General features: G+C 45.3%; 24 protein-coding genes. 2 read left to right on the forward strand and 22 right to left on the reverse strand.

Going from position 1 to position 21,470, the window contains the following annotated elements; translation table 11 throughout:
- Positions 1–57: 57 nt before the first annotated feature.
- The 4 genes from B9L23_RS18825 to B9L23_RS18840 all read right to left on the reverse strand — a co-directional run bounded on the left by B9L23_RS18825 (position 58) and on the right by B9L23_RS18840 (position 3,524).
- Positions 58–732: a sugar transferase gene (locus B9L23_RS18825; protein ID WP_089098234.1), complete on the reverse strand. Its 675-nt coding sequence runs from the start codon at positions 730–732 to the stop codon at positions 58–60.
- A gap of 14 nt (positions 733–746) precedes the next feature.
- Complete coding sequence (gene galU / locus B9L23_RS18830; protein ID WP_089098235.1) at positions 747–1,631, reverse strand: UTP--glucose-1-phosphate uridylyltransferase GalU; 885 nt, start codon at positions 1,629–1,631, stop codon at positions 747–749.
- A gap of 113 nt (positions 1,632–1,744) precedes the next feature.
- Positions 1,745–2,341: a hypothetical protein gene (locus B9L23_RS18835; RefSeq protein ID WP_089098236.1), complete on the reverse strand. Its 597-nt coding sequence runs from the start codon at positions 2,339–2,341 to the stop codon at positions 1,745–1,747.
- 418 nt (positions 2,342–2,759) lie between these two features.
- Entirely contained in the window at positions 2,760–3,524 is a 765-nt protein-coding gene (locus B9L23_RS18840; RefSeq protein WP_089098237.1) for a tyrosine-protein phosphatase, read from the reverse strand.
- Positions 3,525–3,753: 229 nt separating this feature from the next.
- Here B9L23_RS18840 and tagU point away from each other — a divergent pair, with 229 nt between their 5' ends.
- On the forward strand, positions 3,754–4,686 hold the full coding sequence (gene tagU, locus B9L23_RS18845; protein ID WP_089098238.1) for a polyisoprenyl-teichoic acid--peptidoglycan teichoic acid transferase TagU: 933 nt from the start codon (positions 3,754–3,756) through the stop codon (positions 4,684–4,686).
- A 38-nt stretch (positions 4,687–4,724) separates the two neighbouring features.
- Here the strand turns inward: tagU and B9L23_RS18850 are convergent, their stop codons facing one another.
- The 11 genes from B9L23_RS18850 to spoIIID form a co-directional block, all read right to left on the reverse strand.
- Positions 4,725–5,501: an SGNH/GDSL hydrolase family protein gene (locus tag B9L23_RS18850; protein WP_245842471.1), complete on the reverse strand. Its 777-nt coding sequence runs from the start codon at positions 5,499–5,501 to the stop codon at positions 4,725–4,727.
- 62 nt (positions 5,502–5,563) lie between these two features.
- The gene (locus B9L23_RS18855) at positions 5,564–6,262 is read right to left on the reverse strand and encodes a CpsD/CapB family tyrosine-protein kinase (RefSeq protein ID WP_089098240.1); all 699 of its coding nucleotides are present in this window, start codon (positions 6,260–6,262) and stop codon (positions 5,564–5,566) included.
- Complete coding sequence (locus tag B9L23_RS18860) at positions 6,252–6,995, reverse strand: YveK family protein (protein WP_089098241.1); 744 nt, start codon at positions 6,993–6,995, stop codon at positions 6,252–6,254. Before B9L23_RS18860 ends, B9L23_RS18855 begins: the two co-directional genes overlap by 11 nt.
- A gap of 221 nt (positions 6,996–7,216) precedes the next feature.
- Positions 7,217–7,582, reverse strand: coding sequence for a hypothetical protein (locus tag B9L23_RS18865; protein WP_089098242.1), 366 nt, complete (start codon positions 7,580–7,582; stop codon positions 7,217–7,219).
- A gap of 88 nt (positions 7,583–7,670) precedes the next feature.
- Entirely contained in the window at positions 7,671–8,408 is a 738-nt protein-coding gene (locus tag B9L23_RS18870; protein ID WP_089098243.1) for a hypothetical protein, read from the reverse strand.
- A 102-nt stretch (positions 8,409–8,510) separates the two neighbouring features.
- Positions 8,511–8,948, reverse strand: a complete 438-nt coding sequence (fabZ, locus tag B9L23_RS18875; RefSeq protein ID WP_015865286.1) for a 3-hydroxyacyl-ACP dehydratase FabZ — start codon at positions 8,946–8,948, stop codon at positions 8,511–8,513.
- A gap of 28 nt (positions 8,949–8,976) precedes the next feature.
- Entirely contained in the window at positions 8,977–9,225 is a 249-nt protein-coding gene (locus B9L23_RS18880) for a DNA-directed RNA polymerase subunit beta (protein WP_089098244.1), read from the reverse strand.
- Positions 9,226–9,237: 12 nt separating this feature from the next.
- Complete coding sequence (locus B9L23_RS18885; RefSeq protein ID WP_169712584.1) at positions 9,238–10,089, reverse strand: flagellar hook-basal body protein; 852 nt, start codon at positions 10,087–10,089, stop codon at positions 9,238–9,240.
- 19 nt (positions 10,090–10,108) lie between these two features.
- Complete coding sequence (locus tag B9L23_RS18890; protein ID WP_089098245.1) at positions 10,109–10,945, reverse strand: flagellar hook-basal body protein; 837 nt, start codon at positions 10,943–10,945, stop codon at positions 10,109–10,111.
- Between the two features lie 111 nt (positions 10,946–11,056).
- Positions 11,057–12,058 carry a rod shape-determining protein gene (mreB, locus tag B9L23_RS18895; protein ID WP_015865290.1) on the reverse strand — a complete coding sequence of 334 codons (1,002 nt, stop codon included), beginning with the start codon at positions 12,056–12,058 and terminating at the stop codon, positions 11,057–11,059.
- Positions 12,059–12,174: 116 nt separating this feature from the next.
- The gene (spoIIID, locus tag B9L23_RS18900; RefSeq protein ID WP_008880665.1) at positions 12,175–12,438 is read right to left on the reverse strand and encodes a sporulation transcriptional regulator SpoIIID; all 264 of its coding nucleotides are present in this window, start codon (positions 12,436–12,438) and stop codon (positions 12,175–12,177) included.
- A gap of 296 nt (positions 12,439–12,734) precedes the next feature.
- On the opposite strand from spoIIID, the gene B9L23_RS18905 reads away from it, so the two are divergent.
- Positions 12,735–13,223, forward strand: coding sequence for a BsuPI-related putative proteinase inhibitor (locus B9L23_RS18905; RefSeq protein WP_089098246.1), 489 nt, complete (start codon positions 12,735–12,737; stop codon positions 13,221–13,223).
- Positions 13,224–13,282: 59 nt separating this feature from the next.
- Here the strand turns inward: B9L23_RS18905 and B9L23_RS18910 are convergent, their stop codons facing one another.
- The 7 genes from B9L23_RS18910 to nuoN all read right to left on the reverse strand — a co-directional run bounded on the left by B9L23_RS18910 (position 13,283) and on the right by nuoN (position 21,467).
- Positions 13,283–14,887: a gamma-glutamyltransferase family protein gene (locus tag B9L23_RS18910; protein WP_089098247.1), complete on the reverse strand. Its 1,605-nt coding sequence runs from the start codon at positions 14,885–14,887 to the stop codon at positions 13,283–13,285.
- Between the two features lie 128 nt (positions 14,888–15,015).
- A complete protein-coding gene (gene spoIIQ / locus B9L23_RS18915) occupies positions 15,016–15,924 on the reverse strand; it encodes a stage II sporulation protein SpoIIQ (RefSeq protein WP_015865293.1) in 909 nt (302 codons plus the stop codon).
- A 125-nt stretch (positions 15,925–16,049) separates the two neighbouring features.
- Positions 16,050–17,078, reverse strand: a complete 1,029-nt coding sequence (spoIID, locus tag B9L23_RS18920; protein WP_062678114.1) for a stage II sporulation protein D — start codon at positions 17,076–17,078, stop codon at positions 16,050–16,052.
- A 324-nt stretch (positions 17,079–17,402) separates the two neighbouring features.
- On the reverse strand, positions 17,403–18,710 hold the full coding sequence (gene murA / locus B9L23_RS18925; protein WP_062678115.1) for a UDP-N-acetylglucosamine 1-carboxyvinyltransferase: 1,308 nt from the start codon (positions 18,708–18,710) through the stop codon (positions 17,403–17,405).
- A gap of 31 nt (positions 18,711–18,741) precedes the next feature.
- On the reverse strand, positions 18,742–19,503 hold the full coding sequence (locus B9L23_RS18930; protein ID WP_062678116.1) for a YwmB family TATA-box binding protein: 762 nt from the start codon (positions 19,501–19,503) through the stop codon (positions 18,742–18,744).
- A gap of 128 nt (positions 19,504–19,631) precedes the next feature.
- Positions 19,632–19,874 carry a DUF1146 family protein gene (locus B9L23_RS18935; RefSeq protein WP_015865297.1) on the reverse strand — a complete coding sequence of 81 codons (243 nt, stop codon included), beginning with the start codon at positions 19,872–19,874 and terminating at the stop codon, positions 19,632–19,634.
- A gap of 84 nt (positions 19,875–19,958) precedes the next feature.
- Complete coding sequence (gene nuoN, locus B9L23_RS18940; protein ID WP_089098248.1) at positions 19,959–21,467, reverse strand: NADH-quinone oxidoreductase subunit NuoN; 1,509 nt, start codon at positions 21,465–21,467, stop codon at positions 19,959–19,961.
- Positions 21,468–21,470 lie beyond the last annotated feature (3 nt).

Below are 21,470 nucleotides of genomic sequence, written 5' to 3' on the forward strand. Positions count from 1 at the left end.
TTTATACTAAACTTCGATTTAATAGCTTATTATAGACATTCTTACTTACTTTCTGTTTTAAAAAGCATCTTTTGAACCAAATAAAACAAATACCGTTTTAAAAATAATTTTAACATCTAACAGAATCGATCGGTTCCGAATATATTGTAAATCTAATTCGACCATTTCTTTAAAACCGACATTGCTGCGGCCACTTATTTGCCACAACCCCGTACACCCTGGTGTTACAAGCAATCGCTGTTTGTCGTATTCCGTATACTGCGCTACTTCCCTTGGCAATGGTGGTCGTGGTCCGACCAAGCTCATATCCCCTTTTAATACATTCCATAATTGAGGAAGTTCGTCGATGCTCGTTTTGCGAATAAACTTCCCTATTTTCGTAACGCGAGGGTCATCTTTCATTTTGAACATCGCGCCGCTTACTTCATTTAAATGAAGCAATGATTCTAGCAATTCTTCCGCGTTGGCCACCATCGAGCGGAATTTATACATATAAAATTCTTTTCCGTCTTTGCCAACACGGACTTGTTTAAAAAATACGGGTCCTTTTGGATCTTCTAGTTTAATAAGGAGCGCGACAATAAGAAATAGCCATGATAAACAAATAAGTCCTATTAGCGCTCCGCATATATCCATGATTCGCTTGGCGATTAAATATCCTTTTTTATCATTTACGACTACTCGATGGTGACGTTTGATTTCGACAGTCGCGGTACTGCCTGGTTTCGCCAATTCCCCGTCCTCCTTTATTTCTCTTCTACTTTTACATCGTTTAGTATTTTCTCCATAAATTGAATAAGATCTTCTCTTAACTCCTCATGTTGCAACGCAAACTCAATCGTCGTCTTAATAAACCCGATCTTTTCACCGACGTCGTAGCGCTTTCCTTCGAATTCGTAGGCGAAGACACGCTGGATTTCGTTCAATTTTTGAATCGCGTCGGTGAGCTGGATTTCGCCGCCGGCGCCGACTTCTTGTTTTTCAAGGAATAAGAAAATTTCCGGCGTGAGTATGTATCGTCCCATAATGGCTAAGTTCGATGGCGCGGTGCCTGGTGCTGGTTTTTCGACGAATTGGCGGACTTGGTAGCGGCGTCCGTGTTGTTCAAGTGGGTCGATAATGCCGTAGCGGTGTGTTTCCTCATCAGGAACTCGTTTGACGCCGATGACCGAGCTAAATGTTTGTTCGTATTGGTCGATGAGCTGTTTTAAGCACGGCGTTTCCGCTTGAACAATGTCATCGCCCAAAAGGACGGCGAACGGTTCGTCACCGATAAAGTTGCGCGCACACCAAACGGCGTGGCCAAGTCCTTTCGGTTCTTTTTGGCGTATGTAGTGAATATCGACTTTCGATGGTTCTTTTACTTTTTCAAGCAAGTCTAGTTTCCCTTGTTTCATTAGTATATGTTCCAGTTCATAGGCGTTGTCGAAATGGTCTTCGATCGCGCGTTTCCCTTTCCCCGTGACAATGATGATATCTTCAATGCCGGATGCGATCGCTTCTTCGACGATGTATTGAATCGTTGGCTTGTCAACGATCGGAAGCATTTCTTTCGGCATCGCTTTCGTCGCTGGCAAAAATCTTGTTCCGAGCCCCGCTGCGGGAATAATCGCTTTGCGTACTTTTTTCAATGAAAAACCCCTCTTTTCTTTATGTATTTGCGATACGCGCCGACGTATGGGCTATTGGATGAATAGAACATACGTCGATGCGCATCAAATAAAAATAGCCCCTTTGTTGGGACTTAGTTTTGCAAATGGGATTTTAAGTTTAGAATCTCTCTTTCGTGTTCGATCATTTTATCAAACATGACATCTGTCCGTCTTTGTAAATACGCAACAGTTAAATCGACGGACTGTTTCATGCTTGTAAGATCATTCAAAATATGCCCTTGATTGTTTTTCGAAATGCGAAGCTCCTCAAGGATCTTTTCTTGCGTCCGCTCCACATTTCCGAGCGTTTGCTTCATGGCGGCCATCTCGTGTTCTAATTTCTGTTGGCCGGTTTGCAGTTGTGCCACATCACGCTGTAACGCACGCTGTCCTTCTTGAAGTTGCGCAACGTCTTGCTGGAGTGCCCGTTGACCTTGTTGAAGCTGGGCAACATCGTTTTGAAGTTGGGAGACATCATTTTGGAGTTGAGATACATTATTTTGCAGTTGAGCTACATCATTGCGCAGTTCTTGCTGGCCTTGCTGCATCCCGGCCACATCCTTCTGAATTTGTTCGACATCGCTGCTTAATTTTTGCTGTGTTTGCTCAACACGGTCTAGCCTATCTCGAATCGGTTCTAATTCTTCCTTCAAAACCGAACGCAACAAATCTCTCAATTCTTGACTCATCTTCACCCCTCCTTTCCCCCATTATAACATGTCCAACAGAGGCATAAACAAAAGTATAGATAAAAACCGGGCATCTAACCCGCCCTCACACCACACCCTCGACGACTAGCGTCTAAGGTGGCAGGACCGTCATCGTCCCCACCCACGGCGTGGCCGAGTGCCTCCATTGATAACGGTAAGGAGACATCACCGAAAAGCCGAGGCGCCGAGGCTAGACATCACCGAAAGCGAAAAGCTCAGGCGACTGCCTAGTCCCGTAATCTCTCTTCTATTTCACATACATTACCATCATTTCGTCATTTTTTCATCCATCTTTCGCCCCCATTTTTGCCATCGTTCTTAGAAATCTACGACGATTCGACAAAAACAGGAGAAAAGAAAAATATGTTTTATGACAACGATGTTACCATAAAACATATTAGAACAAGCCTAAAAATTTTTTCTTTTTTATTCGTTCCGGCTCTTCGCGATATACCGCTTGCCCGCGGATGAGAAGCTCGGCGTTTTCTTGGAAGAAATACACGGCGTTCATGCCAAATTCCTTGTTGATGACATCGTATGCTTCCCGCATACGGAATGGGCGGTTTGTTGTGTTGTGCGCATCGGAAGCGATGAAATGCGCTAAGTTCGCCTCAATCAGCTGTAAGGAAAATTTTTTTATTTTTTTTCCGAAATGTCCTGATACACTTGAGGCCGTCAGCTGTGCCAGCGAGCCTCGTTTCACCAATTGGTAGAGACGCTCTGGACGTTCCATGATTTCTGCATTCCGCTCTGGATGAACGATAATTGGAATAAAGCCTTTTAGCTGTAAATCAAACAACAGCTGTTCAGCATAACGAGGTACGTGATCGAAAGGAAATTCAATGAATAAATACAAGGTATCTGCTAGGGTCATGATTTCGTTTTCTGCTAGGTTTTTTAATAAATCTCCATGAATGCGTACTTCCTGTCCTGGCAATACTGTAAGCGGAATATCGTGCTGCTTCATGATATCGTTCAATTGTGCGGCTAATGTGATGATGGAGTGTTTCGGATTGTCATATTTTCCGTTTTTATGATGAGGAGTCGCGATGATGGTCGTAATTCCCTCTTTTACTGCGGCGCGCGCCATTGCGATGGCGTCATCGATCGTTTGCGCTCCATCATCAACGCCAGGCAAAATATGACTATGTATATCGATCATCGCTAACCCCTCCTTATTTTTCGAGTTACTAAGCAACTATTTATTATGGTAACATAGGAAAATAGGGCTATCAATCGGTATTTTTTGTGGGATTTTGTCGAAATATATGGATATTGTGGTGAATAATTCCTAGTACCCTTCTTCTTTCTGTTGTACTACATGGAAAAACGCTCTATAATCGTAATAGTTAGTTAAATGAAAAAATTATATAACTAAAGGAAGGTTATACATGAGAGCAAAACGTCGAAAAAAGAAAAAATGGCTGCGCTGGGTTGGCGGGATTGTCGCTGTCCTTCTCATCGGTATTGGAGCATACGCTTATTCGATCTATCACCATGTGAAACAAACAGCAAATCAAATGTATGAAAATGTAGACTGGAAATCCGATAAGCGGGATGACGAAGTATCATTTAAGGAGAAAACACCAATTTCCATTTTGTTAATTGGCGTCGATGAGCGAAAAGGAGATCGAGGCCGCGCTGATTCGTTAATTGTGATGACGGTCAATCCGAATAAAAAATCAATAAAAATGGTCAGTATTCCGCGCGATACACGCACGGAAATCATCGGAAAAGGCAAAAAAGATAAAATCAATCACTCGTATGCGTTTGGCGGCGTAGAGATGACAATGGCGACCGTCGAACATTTCTTAGATATTCCGATTGACTATTATATTAAAGTCAACATGGAAAGCTTTCGCGATATTGTCGATGCGGTCGGCGGTGTGACGGTAAACAACCCGTTTGCGTTTACGTATGAAGGGGTGACGTTCCCGAAAGGAGAAATTACGTTAAACGGGGAGAAAGCGTTGAAATATTCGCGCATGCGCAAAAGCGACCCGCGCGGCGATTTTGGCCGCCAAGACCGGCAAAAGCAAATTATCGAAGCAATTATTCAAAAAGGGGCAAGCTTTTCTTCCCTTACAAATTATGATGAGGTGTTAACGGCAATCGGGAAAAACATGAAAACAAACTTAACGTTTGATGAAATGCAGGAGATTCAAGCGAACTACAAAGAGGCCCGCCACCATATTGAGCAGCTTCATATTACTGGAAAAGGGACGACAATTAACGGTACTTATTACTTGATTGTCCCGGAAGAAGAGAGACTGGCGGTTTCCAACAAATTGAAAGAGCATTTGGAATTGAAAACAGCATCGTAATAAGGAAAGCGCACCGCATGAAAGTGTGGTGCGCTTTCTTATTTGGCGATAAAATAGTCGATCAAAAAGTCCGCCCATAGCTGGTGGCCTCGTTCATTTGGCAAGTCTGTGTTTTCATTGACAACATCGTTGAGCTCTTCGCTTTTGTAATCCGGCCACGCTTTCCAATGGTCTAAGTAAGTGTATCCTTTTTCTTTCGCGAACGTTTTAAGCTCTTCCACTTGGATTGGGTAATATGTAGCGTTATAAATCGGATGCGGCGGCTGCAGCATCACCGTCACATCCGGCAATGCGGATTGGATGTTTTGGATGATGGTGTCAATCTGTTGCAGCGTATCTTCGATTTCGATGACACCGTTATTGTTTAATAAAAACGACTCCCATAACAAAATATCTGGCTTCGCATCGATGATTTCTTTGTCTACATTCGCCTCTAATGCTTCTTTCGTTGTCATATCTCCATATTCTTTGACGACCACTTCGAATACTTGTTGACCGTATGTAGATTCCAATTCGTTTTTAAACAAAGCCGGCCAGCTTTTCTCGGAAGAAGAAATTGCTTGTGAACCGACAATGACAAGCCGCACCGGGTGGTTTGTATGGATCGCATTTTTGATCTTGTTTTGCACTTCGGAAGGCAGCTGAGCTGCATATTTCATCAGCTTGCTTTCATTTTCGATTGCTTCTTGCTTGGGTGCTTCGGCCATCGCCTGCTTCACCGTGTCATCAATTTTTTTCTGCCAATACAGCTGCCCCGCTATAATAAATGACACGCAGCTTACCAAAAGCAACACCGTTAAGAGAAAATTTTTCACGATCACTCTCACCCTCTATGCACCATATCGAAGGCTTCCCATCATCGGGAAGCCTCCCTTCCTTATTTATATCGATAGTAATAGTAGTAGCCTCCTTCGCGGTGTTTCCGTTTGTTCAGCACAACGCCAAGCAGTTTCGCGTTGGCCGCTTCCAATAGTTCCTTCGCTTTTACGGCAGCCTCGATTTCCGTTCCGCCGCTTTCGATGACCAATATTGTCCCATCGCATTGATTCGCTAAAATTTGCGAGTCCGTCACCGCCAACACCGGTGGCGTATCAAAAATGAGCAAGTCAAATTCGTTATACAGTTGTTGTATGCATTGTTCCATCGTCTTGGAGCTCAGAAGCTCCGCTGGGTTTGGCGGAATGGGACCGGATGTAAGAACATATAAATTTTCTACACTCGTTTCTTGACATGACGGCAATAACGGCGCGGAGTTGGTTAGTACGTTGGTTAACCCCGTATAGTTGTTTAAGCGAAACGTGTAATGCACCGTCGGCTTGCGTAAATCGGCGTCAATTAATAACACTTTTTTTCCTTGTTGAGCGAAGACGATCGCTAAGTTTGCCGTCGTCGTTGATTTTCCTTCCCCAGGACCTGCCGAAGTGACCATTAGGGAACGCATCGTTTTGTCGACAAACGAGAATTGCACGTTCGTCCGAATCGTCCGGTATTGTTCCGAAATTGGCGATTTCGGGTCTTCCATCGTAATTAAACTTCGCTCTATTTTTTGTATTTTTTTCCGATCTCTACGAGCCAATGGTTTCACCTCTTGTTTTCACCATGCTTACTTGTTTTTTCGCTTTTCTCGATTCTTCCGTCGAAATGACGCTTACTGCACCGAGCACTGGCAGTCCAAGATGTTTTTCGACATCTGTTTCGGTTTTAATCGTGTTATCTAAGTATTCTAGTAGAAAGGCAAGTCCAACGCCTGTCATCAATCCAACAACAAAGGCAATCGCCATATTTAATAATGGTTTCGGTTTAACAGGTTCTTGATTTTCTTTTACCTCTGCTTTAGAGAGTATGCTTACGTTGTCGATATTCATAATTTTGACGATTTCGTTTTTAAAGACGTCTGCCGTTTTGTTGGCGATTTTGGCGGCCATGGCAGGATCCGGGTCTTGAACGGTCACCGAGAATACTTGCGAATCTTTTTCACTTGAAACTTGGATTTGTTCGTTGAGCTCATCCACCGTGCGGTCCAAGTTTAATTCTTCTTTTACTTTTTCGAGAATTGTCGGGCTTTTTATAATGACGCTATACGTATTAATCAACTGCAAGTTCGTTTGAATTTCGTTATAATTGTATAACTGTTGTTCCGATTTTGCCTGGTTGACTAAAATTTGTGTCGATGCTTGATAAATCGGCGTTAAAAAAAAGTAGCTGACTACGCCGCTTATAATTGTCGCTAAGGCAGTAATGAGTACGATAAGCATTAAACGTTTCCGCAATGTTTCGAACAGTTCGCGCAGGCTGATGGTTTCTTCCATAATGATGATTATACCTCCTAGAAATAAATCCCTTGTCGTCTAACAAATATCATACCGTAACCATTATAAACGATAAGGATAGATATATCTAGGCAACATTTTTCCTCTGTAACTAAGAAAGCGTTCACAATATGGTTATAGCTTGGTCGTCCGCTGACAAAATCGCGACTTCGCATAAATAAAATAAGGTTGCCCCTTGCTTGTAGGGCAACCTTGTTTCATTATTCGTCTTTATTGTCTTTATCGTGTGTATCTTGCGGGTCTTCGATTGGGTCTTCACGGTCCGGAACGTTATCGTTTTCATCATCGCCTGGTGTGTTGTTCGTATCGTCGCCTGGCGGCAATTGATCATTTTTATTGTCATTGAGATCGCCGTTATTGTTCATATTGTTGTTCGCGTCATCGTCTTGATTGATGTCGTCCGCTGGGTTCATGTCCCGATCGTTGATGTTGTTATTGTCATTTTGATCCACGTTGTTGTTTGGCGGCGGCGGATTGTCGTTGTCATTGTCACCATTGCAGCCAGCCGCAATGAATAGGGCGACGAAAGCGCTGAACAGTTTGAATAAAAGCCACTTTTTCTTCATCGGTTCTTCTCCTTTCTGGGAATGTTGTTGACCTTATGTAAAGACCGGTCCTTGCTTATGTTTCCCAGAAAGGAGAAATTCATGCATTTTATGAGGAATTTTGTATCATTCGTTTGAAGTCTTTGAGTTCGGTTTCTTGCGCGAGGGAACGATAGGAGAGGGTTTCGATCATCCGGTCGTGGCGCTGTAATTTCTCGTTTATTTCTTCATATCGTTCATCGATATGGTGGGTAATTGTGTCAAAATAAGGAGCTAAGTTGTCAATGATACTTTGAGAAAGTTTGTCGATGGTTTGTTCGACCCGCACTTGCCCCTCCTGGAGTTCAGCAACCGCCTTCTGCAACGTGCGAACATCGGACTTTAGCTGTTGTTGGCCTAAGTGAAGTTCACGTACATCCGATTCCAGCTGCTCTTGGCCTGCGCGAAGCTCGTGAATGTCCGATTCTAATTGCTTTTGGCCTGCGCGCAGCTCGCGAATGTCCGATTCTAATTGCTCTTGGCCTGCGCGCAGCTCGCGAATGTCCGATTCTAATTGCTCTTGGCCTGCGCGCAGCTCGCGAATGTCCGATTCTAATTGCTCTTGGCCTGCGCGTAGCTCGCGAATGTCCGATTCTAATTGCTTTTGGCCTGCGCGCAGCTCGCGAATGTCCGATTCTAATTGCTTTTGGCCTGCGCGCAGCTCGCGAATGTCCGATTCTAATTGCTCTTGGCCTGCGCACAGCTCGCGAATGTCCGATTCTAATTGCTTTTGGCCTTGCTTCACTTCGTTTAGATCCACACGCATTTCTTTCAACTCAAAAAGAATTTGTTCCATCAGCCGCTCCACCGTCTCCTCACCTCCTTCTTGACGTCCATTTTACCACAAAAATCAGCTTTCCCGGACAAACAAAATAGGCTCTCCTTTCGCTGCCGAAAGGAGAGCGAGGCATCAGTCGTTTTTCTTGTCGCCAAGGGCGAACATAATTTCCGTTTCGCAAACAAGTTCACCATCAACTGTTGCGACACCTTTTCCTTTTCCGATCGGGCCTTTGGCGCGGATGATTTCGACTTCAAGGCGAAGCTGGTCGCCTGGTTTTACTTGCTTTTTAAAGCGGCAGTTGTCGATGCCGGTGAAAAAGGCGAGGCGTCCGCGGTTTTCTTCTTTTTTCAGCATCGCGACCGCGCCGACTTGCGCCAATGCCTCAACGATTAAGACGCCAGGCATGACCGGATATTCCGGAAAATGGCCGACGAAAAATGATTCGTTGGCGCTGACGTTTTTGATGCCGACGGCGCGTTTTCCTTCTTCGATTTCCAAGATGCGGTCCACTAATAAAAACGGATAGCGGTGCGGAATGATCGCTTGAATTTGTTGGATGTCAAGCATACATAGTCTCCTTTCTATGTTCGCCTTGTTATTGCTTCTCGACAAAATCGATGATGTGCTGCCATGTCGAGCGTTTAAAGACATCAAACGGGCTGCCGTCGCCGATCACGCCATAGCCGATCATCGCGCCAGCGGCAAGACTCACCGTCATCAGGACAAAAACGATCACGAGGCGAAGCCAAATCGGAATGAGGCGGGTGCGCTGAAATTTGCGGCGGTGCTCTGTCTTCGCTTCTTCTTTATGCTCTTGTTTTCCTTCTTGGTGTTGTTCATTCATATAAATGTCCCCTTATGATGAACGGATTCCGTTAATTAAACCAAGCATTTGGTCGGAAAGGGAAATCGCGCGGGCATTCAATTGGTACGAGCGCTCCGTGATCATCATATCGGTTAATTCCGTGCCAAGGTCGACGTTCGATTGTTCGAGAGCGCCCTGCGTCATGCTGATTTGATTGCGCAAATTGCCGATCATGTTCACTGCGACATCGGTTTCATTGACGTTCAGCGCGTTTAAATCCGGGAGGGTAAATATATTATCGCCGACCGATTGCAACAGCTGCGGCCGCAATATCGTTGTAATGCCGATATTGGCTCTTCTCATCACACGGCCGTCGGAAGCGACAGCGGTAATGGTGCCATTATTGGAAATTGCAATGTTTTTAAAGCCTTCCGGAAGCAAAATCGGCGCATTGTTTTCGTCAAGCACTGGATGGCCATCGCTTGTGACCAGCATCAGCTCATTTGGATTTTCAGCGGACGGAGTTAAATAAAATGCGCCAGATCTTGTATAGCCGATTTTTTGCGCGCCATTTTCTCCTTGGACGAGGACGCGGAAAAATTGTCCTTCTTTTGCAAGGGCAACGTCTAAGGCGCGGTCCGTTTTCGTCAGCGCCCCTTGTGCAAGCACGAGGTTTGTTTCGGCAAGGCGCGCGCCGACGCCGTACCGTACGCCGTTTGGGGTAAGGCGAGTGGCCTTGTCATTTGGTAAATTCGTAAATTGTTGGGCAAGCAGTTCGCCGAAGTTCGTTTCGCGCCGTTTAAATCCGGTTGTGTTGCTGTTGGCGATGTTGTTGCTAATGACGTCGAGCTGCTGCCCGAGCTGCGCCATCGTATTGGCAGCGGTAATCATCGAACGTAACACGTATTGATCCCCCTACTCGTTATTTGAGCCGCCCGATTTCGTTCACGGCTTTATCCATGCTTCGATCATAAGCTTGTACGATTTTTTGGTTTGCTTCAAAAGCGCGGTATGCAGAAAGCATTTCCGTCATCGCGCGGTTGAGGTCTACGTTTGCCCGTTCTAAAAAGCCTTGTTTCAGCGTGTATGTAATGTTCGGGTTGCCAAGTGCGCTCGGCAAGACGCCGTTTTCGCTGCGGAATAAGCCGTTTCCTTCTTTGACAAGCGTATTTGGATTCGCCGCAAAAGCGATGTTTATTCTTGCGATGCGGTTATTGTTTGCGACAATCGTTCCGTCGGCGTTCACGGCAAAATTCGTGCTTGGAAGCTCGATGCGCCGCCCGTTTTCATCTAATACGTACCAGCCGTCATTGGTCGTTAAAAAGCCTTGTGGATTCAAGGTGAAATTGCCGTTTCTCGTATAGCGGATGTCACCGTTTTCGTTTTGCACGATGAAAAACAGCGTTCCTTCCTTCCCCGTTTCCGCATCAACAGGAAGCGTCCCGTTGATCAGCGCAATGTCGGTTGGCTGTCCGGTTTCTTTTATATCGCCTTGGCGGAAATTCGGGATGAGTTCTTGCATATAGACGCCTGTGTTGATCGAACCAATCGTTGGCTGCAACGGAAATGAACGCGGCGTTTTCGTTGGCACGGTTGCCTTGTCCAATCGCGAAAGAAGCAGTTCCGGAAATGCGCGCAATGCCGCCTGGTCAGACTTGTATCCAGGTGTATTGGCGTTGGCGATATTGTTTGTCCACATTTCGATGCGGCGCTGCTGGGCCATCATGCCGCTGGCCGCTGTATAAAACCCTCGCAACAAGGGATGTCACCTCGCATGTAGTCATATATTACCATTATAAGACAGTGAGGCGAAAAAAGCGAATAGGTACCAATTCCTAACGGCATCTATTCGCTTTGTTCATCAAAAAAATTACGCAAAACTTTGCTTTGGCGCGCGGTCGATGTTTTCAAGCATGAGCCCCGTTCCGAGCGCAACGCAATCCATCGGATTTTCCGCGATAAGCACAGGTACTTTTAGTTCCTCGGCAAGCAATTGGTCAATGCCGTGCAACAGCGCGCCGCCGCCCGTTAAAATAATGCCGCGGTCAATAATATCGGCCGACAATTCTGGTGGGGTGCGCTCTAATACGCTTTTGGCAGCTTGTACAATCATCGCGACCGATTCACGCAGCGCTTTTTCAATTTCCCCAGAGCGGATCGTGATCGTGCGCGGCAAGCCTGTGACAAGATCGCGGCCCCGGACGTCAATTTCCTCATCACGTGCGCCTGGGAATACAGTTGCAACTTTGATTTTAATTTCTTCTGCGGTTCGTTCCCCAATTAACAGCTTATATTCCCGCTTGATGTAATGCAAAATTTCCATGTCAAACTTGTCCCCAGCCATTTTAATGGAGGAGGCGGTGACAATGTCTCCCATTGAGAGGACTGCCACATCAGTTGTGCCACCGCCAATATCGACTACCATATTCCCATATGGCTGGAAAATATCCATTCCCGCGCCAATGGCCGCTACTTTTGGCTCTTCTTCTAAGTAAATTTTTTTGCCGCCGCTTTTTTCCGCTGCCTCTTTGATCGCTTTCCGTTCCACCGATGTCGTATTCGACGGGCAACAAATTAAAATGCGCGGTTTGGCGAAAAAGCCTTTGACGTTGAGCTTGTTTAAGAAGTATTTCAACATCGCTTCCGTGATGTCGAAATCGGCGATTACTCCATCTTTTAGCGGCCGAATGGCAACGATATTCCCAGGAGTACGTCCTACCATTCGTCTCGCTTCTTCGCCGACAGCCAGCACCTTGTTTGTATTTTTATCAATCGCGACAACGGACGGCTCATTTAACACGATTCCTTTTCCCTTGACAAAAATGAGTACGTTCGCCGTGCCAAGGTCAATCCCAATATCCCTCGAGAACATATATGATCCTCCTTGCCTTTACCCTCGAATCACTCCTAATTGGTTATTTTACCATATTCTATTAGGAGAATCATACTATTTTTGTTACGAAGGTATGGCGCAAGGAAGAAAACTTCTTAGTTATTTTTCACGGCTTGTTTTTTATATTTTTTCTTTGTCGCTTCCCCCCCGCGCAAATGGCGAATCGATTTATGGTAATCGAGAATTTGTTTGACTTCCTGTGCCAGCTCCGGATTAATTTCAGGGAGCCGCTCTGTTAAATCTTTGTGAACCGTACTTTTGGAAACCCCGAATTCTTTCGCGATCACGCGAACGGTTTTCCTCGTCTCCACGATGTACTTTCCAATCTTGATAGTACGCTCTTTGATGTAATCGTGCACACCACTCGCCCTCCCTAAGTTGGATGTGAGGAGTGTGAAATGAGACTCGCCTCGTGGATGATGAAAACCACTTCTGCTTGTGCATTTCGAAAATATCTAGAGCTTGTATCCGTGCTGTTATGAACGATCCCCACCTCAAACACTCTCGTTGTTGTTCAATTTGTAACAGTTTATTAGACAAATCGGGCATATATGCCAGAAATATCAAGGAGGACAAGGATTTTTTCATAATTTTTTTCGTTTCTTGTAACAAGATGAAAAATGGGGACGACTATATATAGAAAGGAGTGAGCTTTATGGGAAAAGGACGGATGATCGGGCTAGCGGGCATCGCTGTGGGGGTGGCGGCAATCGGTATGCTTTTTTCCAACAATGGAGGAGAACGGCCAAAGGCAAAAGATGAGGCTTCGCAAGCAAAATCGCAAGTAGAGCGAGGGATGAGCAATGGGACGCTCAAACCTTCATTAACGTATGAGAAAAAAGATGGAAATTACATGGTGACGTTTACGGTAAAAAATCAAACCAATCGCGTGCAAACAGTGACGTTTACGAGCGGAAAAAAATATGATTACATTTTGTACCGCGACGGCAAAAAAGTGAAACAGTTCAGCGAAGGGAAAATGTTTACGCAAATTTATGAAGAACGTCCGTTAAAACAAGGAGAAGCGCTCGTTTTTACCGAAACGTTTGCCGATTTGCCAAAAGGAAATTACAAGCTCGAATGGTGGCTTGCGGATAAAAATTGGCCAAACGCAAAAGCGACGATTATGTTTACGGTAGAATAATCATAGGAAAAACCTGCCTCTTTCCAACAAGGCAGGTTTCGTTTTTAAGATGATTTCTTTTACCATGCGGCGATCGTTCCATCCGTGCGCGGCTCTGTACCGCCAGCGAGCACTCCTGTGCGCGGATTCCGCCAAATGATTTGACCGCGCCCGAATGTCCCGGAATCGAGGGAAACATGGATTTCATGCCCTTTTCGTGCCAGCGCTTCGGCAATATGGCGAGGGAAATGAGGTTCGACGAGCACCTTTCTTCCTTCGACCCATTGCCATCTTGGCGCATCGAGCGCCGCTTGCGGATTAAGATGGAAGTCAATCATGTTCATCACGACTTGCAAATGCCCTTGCGGCTGCATAAATGCGCCCATGACGCCGAACGGTCCGACCGGCTCGTTCCCTTTGGTTAAAAACCCCGGAATGATCGTGTGGTACGGTTTTTTCCTTGGGGCCAGCCGGTTTACATGATGTTCATCAAAGGAAAAATTATGCCCGCGGTTTTGCAGTGCGATACCGGTGCCTGGCACAACAAGGCCGGAGCCAAATCCCATATAGTTGCTTTGAATGAACGACACCATATTGCCGTCGCCATCCGCCGCTGCTAAATAGACCGTCCCTCCTTTTGGAGGCGTTCCCGGCTTTGGAAGAAATGCTTCTTCGCCAATAAGCGCTCGTCTCGCCTTAGCAAACGATTCGGACAATAATTCTTCGATGCGATGCTGCATATAACGGCGGTCGGTAATAAAAGCCTTTCCGTCGGCAAACGCCAGCTTCATCGCTTCGATTTGCCGATGGTATGTCTCGATCGTTGGAACTTCCGGAACGTCGAATCCCTTCATGATGTTTAATGCCATTAATGCGACAAGTCCTTGGCCGTTCGGCGGGATTTCCCATACGTCATAACCACGGTAATGAACAGAAATCGGCTCGACCCATTCCACTTCATATTCCGCTAAATCATCGATGTCTAAAAAGCCGTTATATTGTTTGGAATAGGCCGCGATTTTTTCCGCTAATTCGCCGCGGTAAAAGCTTTCCGCATTCGTTTCCGCAATGAGGCGAAGCGTATTGGCATGATGTTTGGACGCCCATATTTCCCCGATTTTTGGAGCGCGTCCGTTTGGCGCGAACGTTTCAAACCAGCTTGCAAACTCCGGGCCTTTTAACATTTTTTGATATGTTTGAAATGCGGCCTGCCAGTACTTCCCTAACGTCGGGGACACCGGATAGCCGTTTTCCGCGTAGTCAATGGCGGGTTTTAACACCTCGGTAAGCGGCAGCTTCCCGAATCGTTCGGATAACGCGGCCCACGCCGCCGGCGCACCAGGAACGGTGACCGGAATCCAGCCGTGTTTTGGAATTTCTTTATATCCGCGCTCTTTTACTGCTTCGATAGAAATCGACTTCGGCGAGTACCCGCTTGCATTTAGCCCATAAAGCTTTCCGTTCGTCCAAACGATCGCAAACGCATCGCTGCCGATGCCGTTGGATGTTGGCTCCACCACCGTTAAGCACGCGGCGGCCGCAATCGCCGCATCGATGGCATTTCCGCCTTTTTTCAGTATTTCTAGCCCCGCTTGCGCCGCGAGCGGCTGTGATGTCGCCACCATGCCGTTTGCCGCAAACGTCGTCATCCGCTGTGACGGATACGGATAGTGTAAATAGTCCATTGCATTCCCCCCTATACCAGTGAATCTATCGCTATTATTCGCTTTCCGAAATGTTTTTCCTTTTTTTATAGTTCTATAAAAAAATTGCCTGCTTCCCTCCATCTAATAGGAAGGAAACAGGCGATGGTTTACGTTCTTGCCATGCCGATCGAGGCGTCTGGCGTTTTGTAAGATTGTTCATCGCTCGGTGTCGTTGTTTCTTCATCGGTTGATTGTTCCGTTGACGGTGTTTCTTCATTCAACTGGCTTTGTTCATCAGATGTTGTTTGTTCGTTTTCTTTTGTTTGCTCATCGGTTGACGTTGCATTGTTTTGTTCAGTCGCGTTTTCGTTTCCAGCTTTTTGTTCCGTTAGCGCTGTAAACGGTTGGTCAATGTAATCGATCGGGTTGACCGGCTTATTGTCTTTGCGGATTTCAAAGTGAGCATGAATGCCTGCTTCTTGGTTAAATTGGCTTTGCCCTGCTTTTCCGATCACTTGTCCCTGTTTTACCGTATCTCCAGCTTTCACTTTCACATCGGCAAGCGATTGGTAAACGGTGACGATGCCGTTTTCATGCTCGATTTCCACGACATGACCTAAAATCGGGTCTTTTTCCGCTTTGGTTACTGTACCGCTTAACGAAGCAGTAACATCAAACGCTTTGCCGTCCTTTCTCACGATATCGATTCCGCGGTTTGGATGATACGTATTATCATAAAAGACAAGAGCTGCTTCCTGTTCTTCTTTTGACGCATGGTAATCGTAGAACGGTTTTTGGATTTCCACGGAATTTGGATCAAGAACCGGCATCGTGAATTTTTCTACCGCTTCGTTGACTGGAACGGCCGGCTCATTTTGTTGCGAAGTACCTGCTTGGCTGTATTCGTATTCGTCTTTTTTAGTTTTTTCGTCCTGTTTGTTTTGGAACCATAGCGCTCCTGCTACAATGAGGGCGGCGCATGTTAAATAGATAGCTGGAAACACCCAACGCTTTCTGAACAAACGTTGTAAACTTGGTTTCTTTGGAGAAATTGGATTCTTTTCTTCCTCTCTCATGTTCATCACCTCAGCAACCATTTTGAACAGAAAGAGGAAAATATATACACGAAAAAACAATTTTTTCATTTATTTTTTGAAAAAATACGTTATTTTATGCAAAAAAAATAGAGGCATCCCGGCCTCTATTTTTTCACCGTCAGCTTATTTAAAAAAGCGGTCGCAGAAGAAATTTTCACTCCCCGATAATAATATTTGACGATTTGATCGTATGTCTTCCCTTCTTTCGCCATAAAATTGGCGCCGTATTGGCTCATGCCGACACCATGCCCGTATCCTTTTGTCGTGATGACGATTTGATCGCCTTTTCGAACCCATGTAAAATCGGTGGATGTTAAATCTAATTTTTCTCGTACTTCTCTTCCTTTTAGTTTTTTCCCGTTAATCTCTACAACGTCGACACGTTTCCCCGGCGTACGCGATAAAATGACGCCAACCGAGCCGTCTTGCGGAAGTTTGACACCTAGTTTTCGTTCAAATTCCGCCACCGAAATTACCTTTTGGTGATAGAATTTGGGCGACTTTTTATCCCACGGGCTAGCAACGCTTTTTAAGTATGGAAATTCGTTTTGCCAATACGCTTCGGAATTTTCGGTAAAACCGTTGCTTGTTGAAAAAAACGACGCTTCAATCGGTTTATTGTCGTATGTTAAAATTTGCCCGCTTGTTGCTTGTACCGCTTCTGTAATCTTTTTTATTTTCCATTCATAATCGCTTCCCCATAGACGCTTTAATTCGTCATTGCTGTAGTACACTTGATGCATGACCGTATCAGTCACATTCGCTCCTTTTGGCAGGCTGATTGGTTGATCATTTAATAATTGTTTGACAATGTACGTTCTGGCAGTAAGCGCTTGTGCTTTTAGTGCTTCCATTTCAAATTCCGCCGGCATTTCCGCTGCGACAACGCCGATGACATATTGTTCAAGCGGAATCCGTTCAATCCGCTTTTCTTTACTGCGGTATACCGCTACTTCCACGGCCGGTCCGTTTTCGGTTGCTTTTACGTTTGGCACTTTCTCCTGTTTGCGAAGCTCTTCAGCCAATTTCCCAACTTCACCGTCGTTAAATGGAATTACTAGCACTGTTGGAATGAGCAATACAACGACAAATAAAAAAGAAAGGAGTGCGATAAGTGGTTTTATACGTTTCATATACTCCGAGCCCCCAATATTCATTTTCCAAGCACAAGCGTATATCCGTTCCCAGTTAGGCGCTATTTGCATATTTGCACTTAGGGACACTTGGTTTGTGCTTTTGGTTCGTTATATAGTTATGGGCTCGGACAAGTATATATGACAACTTCTTTTCATTCGCTCCTTTGCATCTGATAGGACGTGTATTTTTCGCCGTATACAGAGATGCTTTCTTGCGCGCGCATGAAGCAAGAATCGCTCGGGCATGGCGGCAGCTTTTCCAATGCCAAAAAAATAAAAACGACCATTCACTACATATGTAGTTGACGGTCGTTTTTATTTTTATATGTTGAGATCCTTCACTTTTACATCCTCTGCCGCCGTTTCGCTTTCGTCATTGACACGCTCGATGTCGGCACCAAGCGCCGCTAGTTTCTCATGAAAGCGAACATATCCGCGGTCGAGGTGTCTTAATTCCGTCACGCGCGTATAGCCTTCCGCCGCTAAGCCGGCTAAAATTAACGCCGCCGCTGCCCGCAAATCGGTAGCAGCTACTTCCGCGCCTTGCAAATTGCAAGGACCGTTAATAATAACAGAACGTCCTTCAATTTTAATGTCGGCATTCATGCGGCGAAATTCTTCCACATGCATAAAGCGGTTTTCAAATACCGTTTCCGTAACCATACTGGTACCTTCTGCTTTAAGCAGCAATGCCATCATTTGTGACTGCATATCCGTTGGAAAACCTGGATACGGCATTGTTTTAATGTCCACCGCTTTTAATTTTTCTGGACCTATTACCCGCAGTCCATTTCCTTCTTCGATAATAGTGACACCCATTTCTTCCATTTTGGCAATCAAGGAACTTAAATGTTCTGGAACAGCACCTTGTACAAGGACGTTTCCGCCTGTAATTGCCGCAGCAACCATAAACGTACCTGCTTCGATGCGATCAGGAATAACCGTATGAGTCGTGCCAGTCAGCTGGTCTACCCCTTCGATGCGAATCGTGCCGGTTCCAGCTCCGCGCACTTTCGCTCCCATTGCATTTAAAAAGTTTGCCAAATCGACAATTTCCGGTTCTTTGGCGCAGTTTTCAATAATGGTGGTGCCTTCCGCTAATACCGCGGCCATCATAATATTTTCTGTTGCTCCAACGCTTGGAAAATCTAAATAAATTTTTGCGCCGCGCAATCTTCCTTTTACTTCGGCATCAATAAATCCGTTTCCGACTTTTACGTGGGCGCCCATCGCTTCAAAGCCTTTTAAATGTTGGTCAATCGGGCGCGAACCGATCGCACAGCCTCCTGGCAGCGCGACGCGGGCGCGGCCATTTCGGGCAAGCAATGATCCCATCACAAGCACCGATGCCCGCATTTTACGCACATATTCAAACGGCGCTTCGAACTTTAGCTCTTGCGACGCATCGACAGTGATCGTATTTTCCTCTATTTTTACATCCGCGCCTAAATAACGCAGTACTTCACTGATTGTATATACATCGGAAAGAGCAGGCACTTCATGAATAACACTTTTCCCATTACTGGCTAATAATGTTGCGGCGATCACAGGCAAAACGGCATTTTTCGCTCCTTCTACTTTTACGGTGCCGCTTAACCGGTTTCCGCCACGGACGATGATCTTTTCCAAGGTATTCCCCTCCGCGTCCAATTTCTCTATATTAATATTCAATCGTAATGATTGGGGTTCCAATGACGACAGCCGTCTTCCCGCCCAATCTTTCTCGCAATGCAAGTTGAATGTTCATTGGCTGATGTTTGCTAGTTGGAAGAACGTATTCCCACTGCCCAGTATATGCAGACAGGGAAACAAATGACTCTTCTTGTAATGATTCAACTGGTGTTGCTTGAAATTCTCTTAGAAGATGTAAAGCATTGTAGAACAAACCACCTTCCATATTATCACTGAAATCCCCTTTGATACAAGTGAAAAATGTAGGCTGCTTCACAAATAATTGGCTCGACTTTTTCTCTATCGTTTCGACAATTTTTTCCCATATTTTTCTGCTCCAACCTACTCCTTTGAGTTCATAGAGGATATACGTTTGGGGCTTGTCCTTTGTGTCGGTCATGACGAGTTGAATTTTTTCTTGAAAGAAGGGGCGGTTGTATATACCCGTTGCTTTTTTCATATGGTGGTTTGCCTCAAAATGCCAATGAAAGGCGCGGTTTTCGTTTTTGAGTTCGTCTAGCTTTTTAAAAAAAGTTGCATCATTTCGAATATGCGGGGCATACTCTCTTGTGTAAACAGTCCATTGTTCAATTTCTACTTCATTGTCTTCTAAAACGCGCGCGATCGTTTTTAATGGCTGAAGGGACTCGTTCCCCATCGCTTCTCCGGATGAATATTGATACATTCCAATAATCATGATAAATAATGATGTCCATAAAAAAATGAATGGACGCACTTGTCTTTTTTTCATATCCGTTTCACTTCCTCTCCTTAATTGTTATTGTTGCCAGATCGGAAGTGAACATACATAAAAAAAATCGACAATAACCAAAAATGAAAGCGCTGTCAGTTAAAAAAAAAAAAGCGAGTAATATGGCATTACTCGCCTCCAAATAGAAACGGGAGTTGTTTCGACCATGATAAATAGTCAAGAAAAAAGTTGGCCACCGTCGAACCGATCATAATCGTCAATAAAATATAAAGCAATCGTCCCTGAAATACACGGTTTGGTTTGATGATCATCTCGAGCCGAACTCCTTGTAATGTCCACCACGTAATGGCGATAAACACGAGATGGACAACAATGCTTACTAACGCCTGTTGGCCCAGCATGGGCATCATCGTTTTTCACTCCTTTCTTTCCATCCATTACTTCGCGGTTTGGCGATAAAAGAAGAAAGGGGAATAACCCCCTTTATTGTAACGCTATTGAAGGAAATCGCTAAAGTGATCGAATTGTTCAAGAAAGTGATAAGCTAGCCCTGGAACGACACCGAATAGCAACGTGCCAAGCGCGCAAATGACAACAACGATCGCCAGCCCGATCGATAGTCTCACCGATGATGTCTCATCGGCAGGGCGGAAAAAGATTTGCACAAAAATGCCAAAATAGTATACATACGATATAACCGTTGCAGCGATCATCACCGCGGCAAGCACATAATGACCCGGCTCTGTCATGAGCGCCCCAAGGAAAATGTTCAATTTTCCGATGAAACCAGCCGTACCCGGGATTCCCGCAAGCGACAGCAAGAAAATTCCCATCGCAACCGCTAAAAGCGGGTTTCGCTGATAAAGGCCGGCAAAATGGCTGAGATCATCGGAATCGGCTTCGTCAGATATTCGTTGCAATATCGCAAATGCGCCAAGATTCATGAACAAATACGCAAGCAAATAAAACCAAATCGAATCGATCATGACCCATGACATCGCCGCAAAACCGACAAGAATATATCCGGCGTGGGCAATGCTCGAATAAGCAAACAGCCGCTTCATGCTCCGCTGCTTTAACGCTATCGTATTTCCGATGATCATCGTTGCCCCGGCTAAAAAGGCGATATAATCCTGCATCGAAAACAATAGCGAAGACGGATCTTTTCCTTGCGCCGGCGCTTGGGCAAAGATAGTGATAAACAATCGTAAAACGATGACAAACCCGGCCGTTTTCGAAACGACGCTTAAAAACGCGGTAACAGGAGTCGGCGCTCCTTGATAGACATCCGGCGTCCACATATGGAACGGAACGGATGAAATCTTAAACGATAAACCGACAAGCATCATCAAGAACGCAATCGCCAAGATGTATTGGTATCCGCTATCGGTTAGCTTCTGTACCTCTAAGGCAATTTCTTTTATGTTCGTCGTGCCTGTTAAGCCGAAAATATAGCTCATCCCAAACAGCGTAATCGCTGTCGAAATCCCGCCGTTAATCACATATTTCATCGCCGATTCGTTTGCCTGCATCGATGTTTTTCGTATTCCCGCCAAGATATAAGAGGAAATCGATAATAGCTCTAGCCCGACAAATAAGGTGATTAAATCGCCGCTGGAGGCCATGATCATCGCGCCAAGCAAGGCGCAAAGCAATAAATAGTAGAATTCCCCGCGATCTTTTAACCCTTCTTTTGGGCGATAATCAAACGCAAGCAACAGCGAAAGCGCTCCGCCTGCTAATAAAAGAAGCTTAAAGGCTTTGCCAAACGAGTCTAAGCGAAACGTATCGTTCAAAATCGAAACTACTTTGGCCGGAATCAGTCCGATTGTCGCGATCAACGCAATGGCAACTCCAACAAAAGCAATCCATGCAAGCGGACGGCGGTCTTTATCATCCGGCATAAACAGGTCCATCAGCGAGAGAATGAGCGCCGTTCCAAGAACGATGAATTCCGGTGCCATCATCCCCCATTTATATTGCAATAATGTATGCATGCTCATTTC

The sequence above is a fragment of the Parageobacillus galactosidasius genome (assembly GCF_002217735.1).
In the GTDB taxonomy this organism is placed as follows: Bacteria; Bacillota; Bacilli; order Bacillales; family Anoxybacillaceae; genus Parageobacillus_B; species Parageobacillus_B toebii.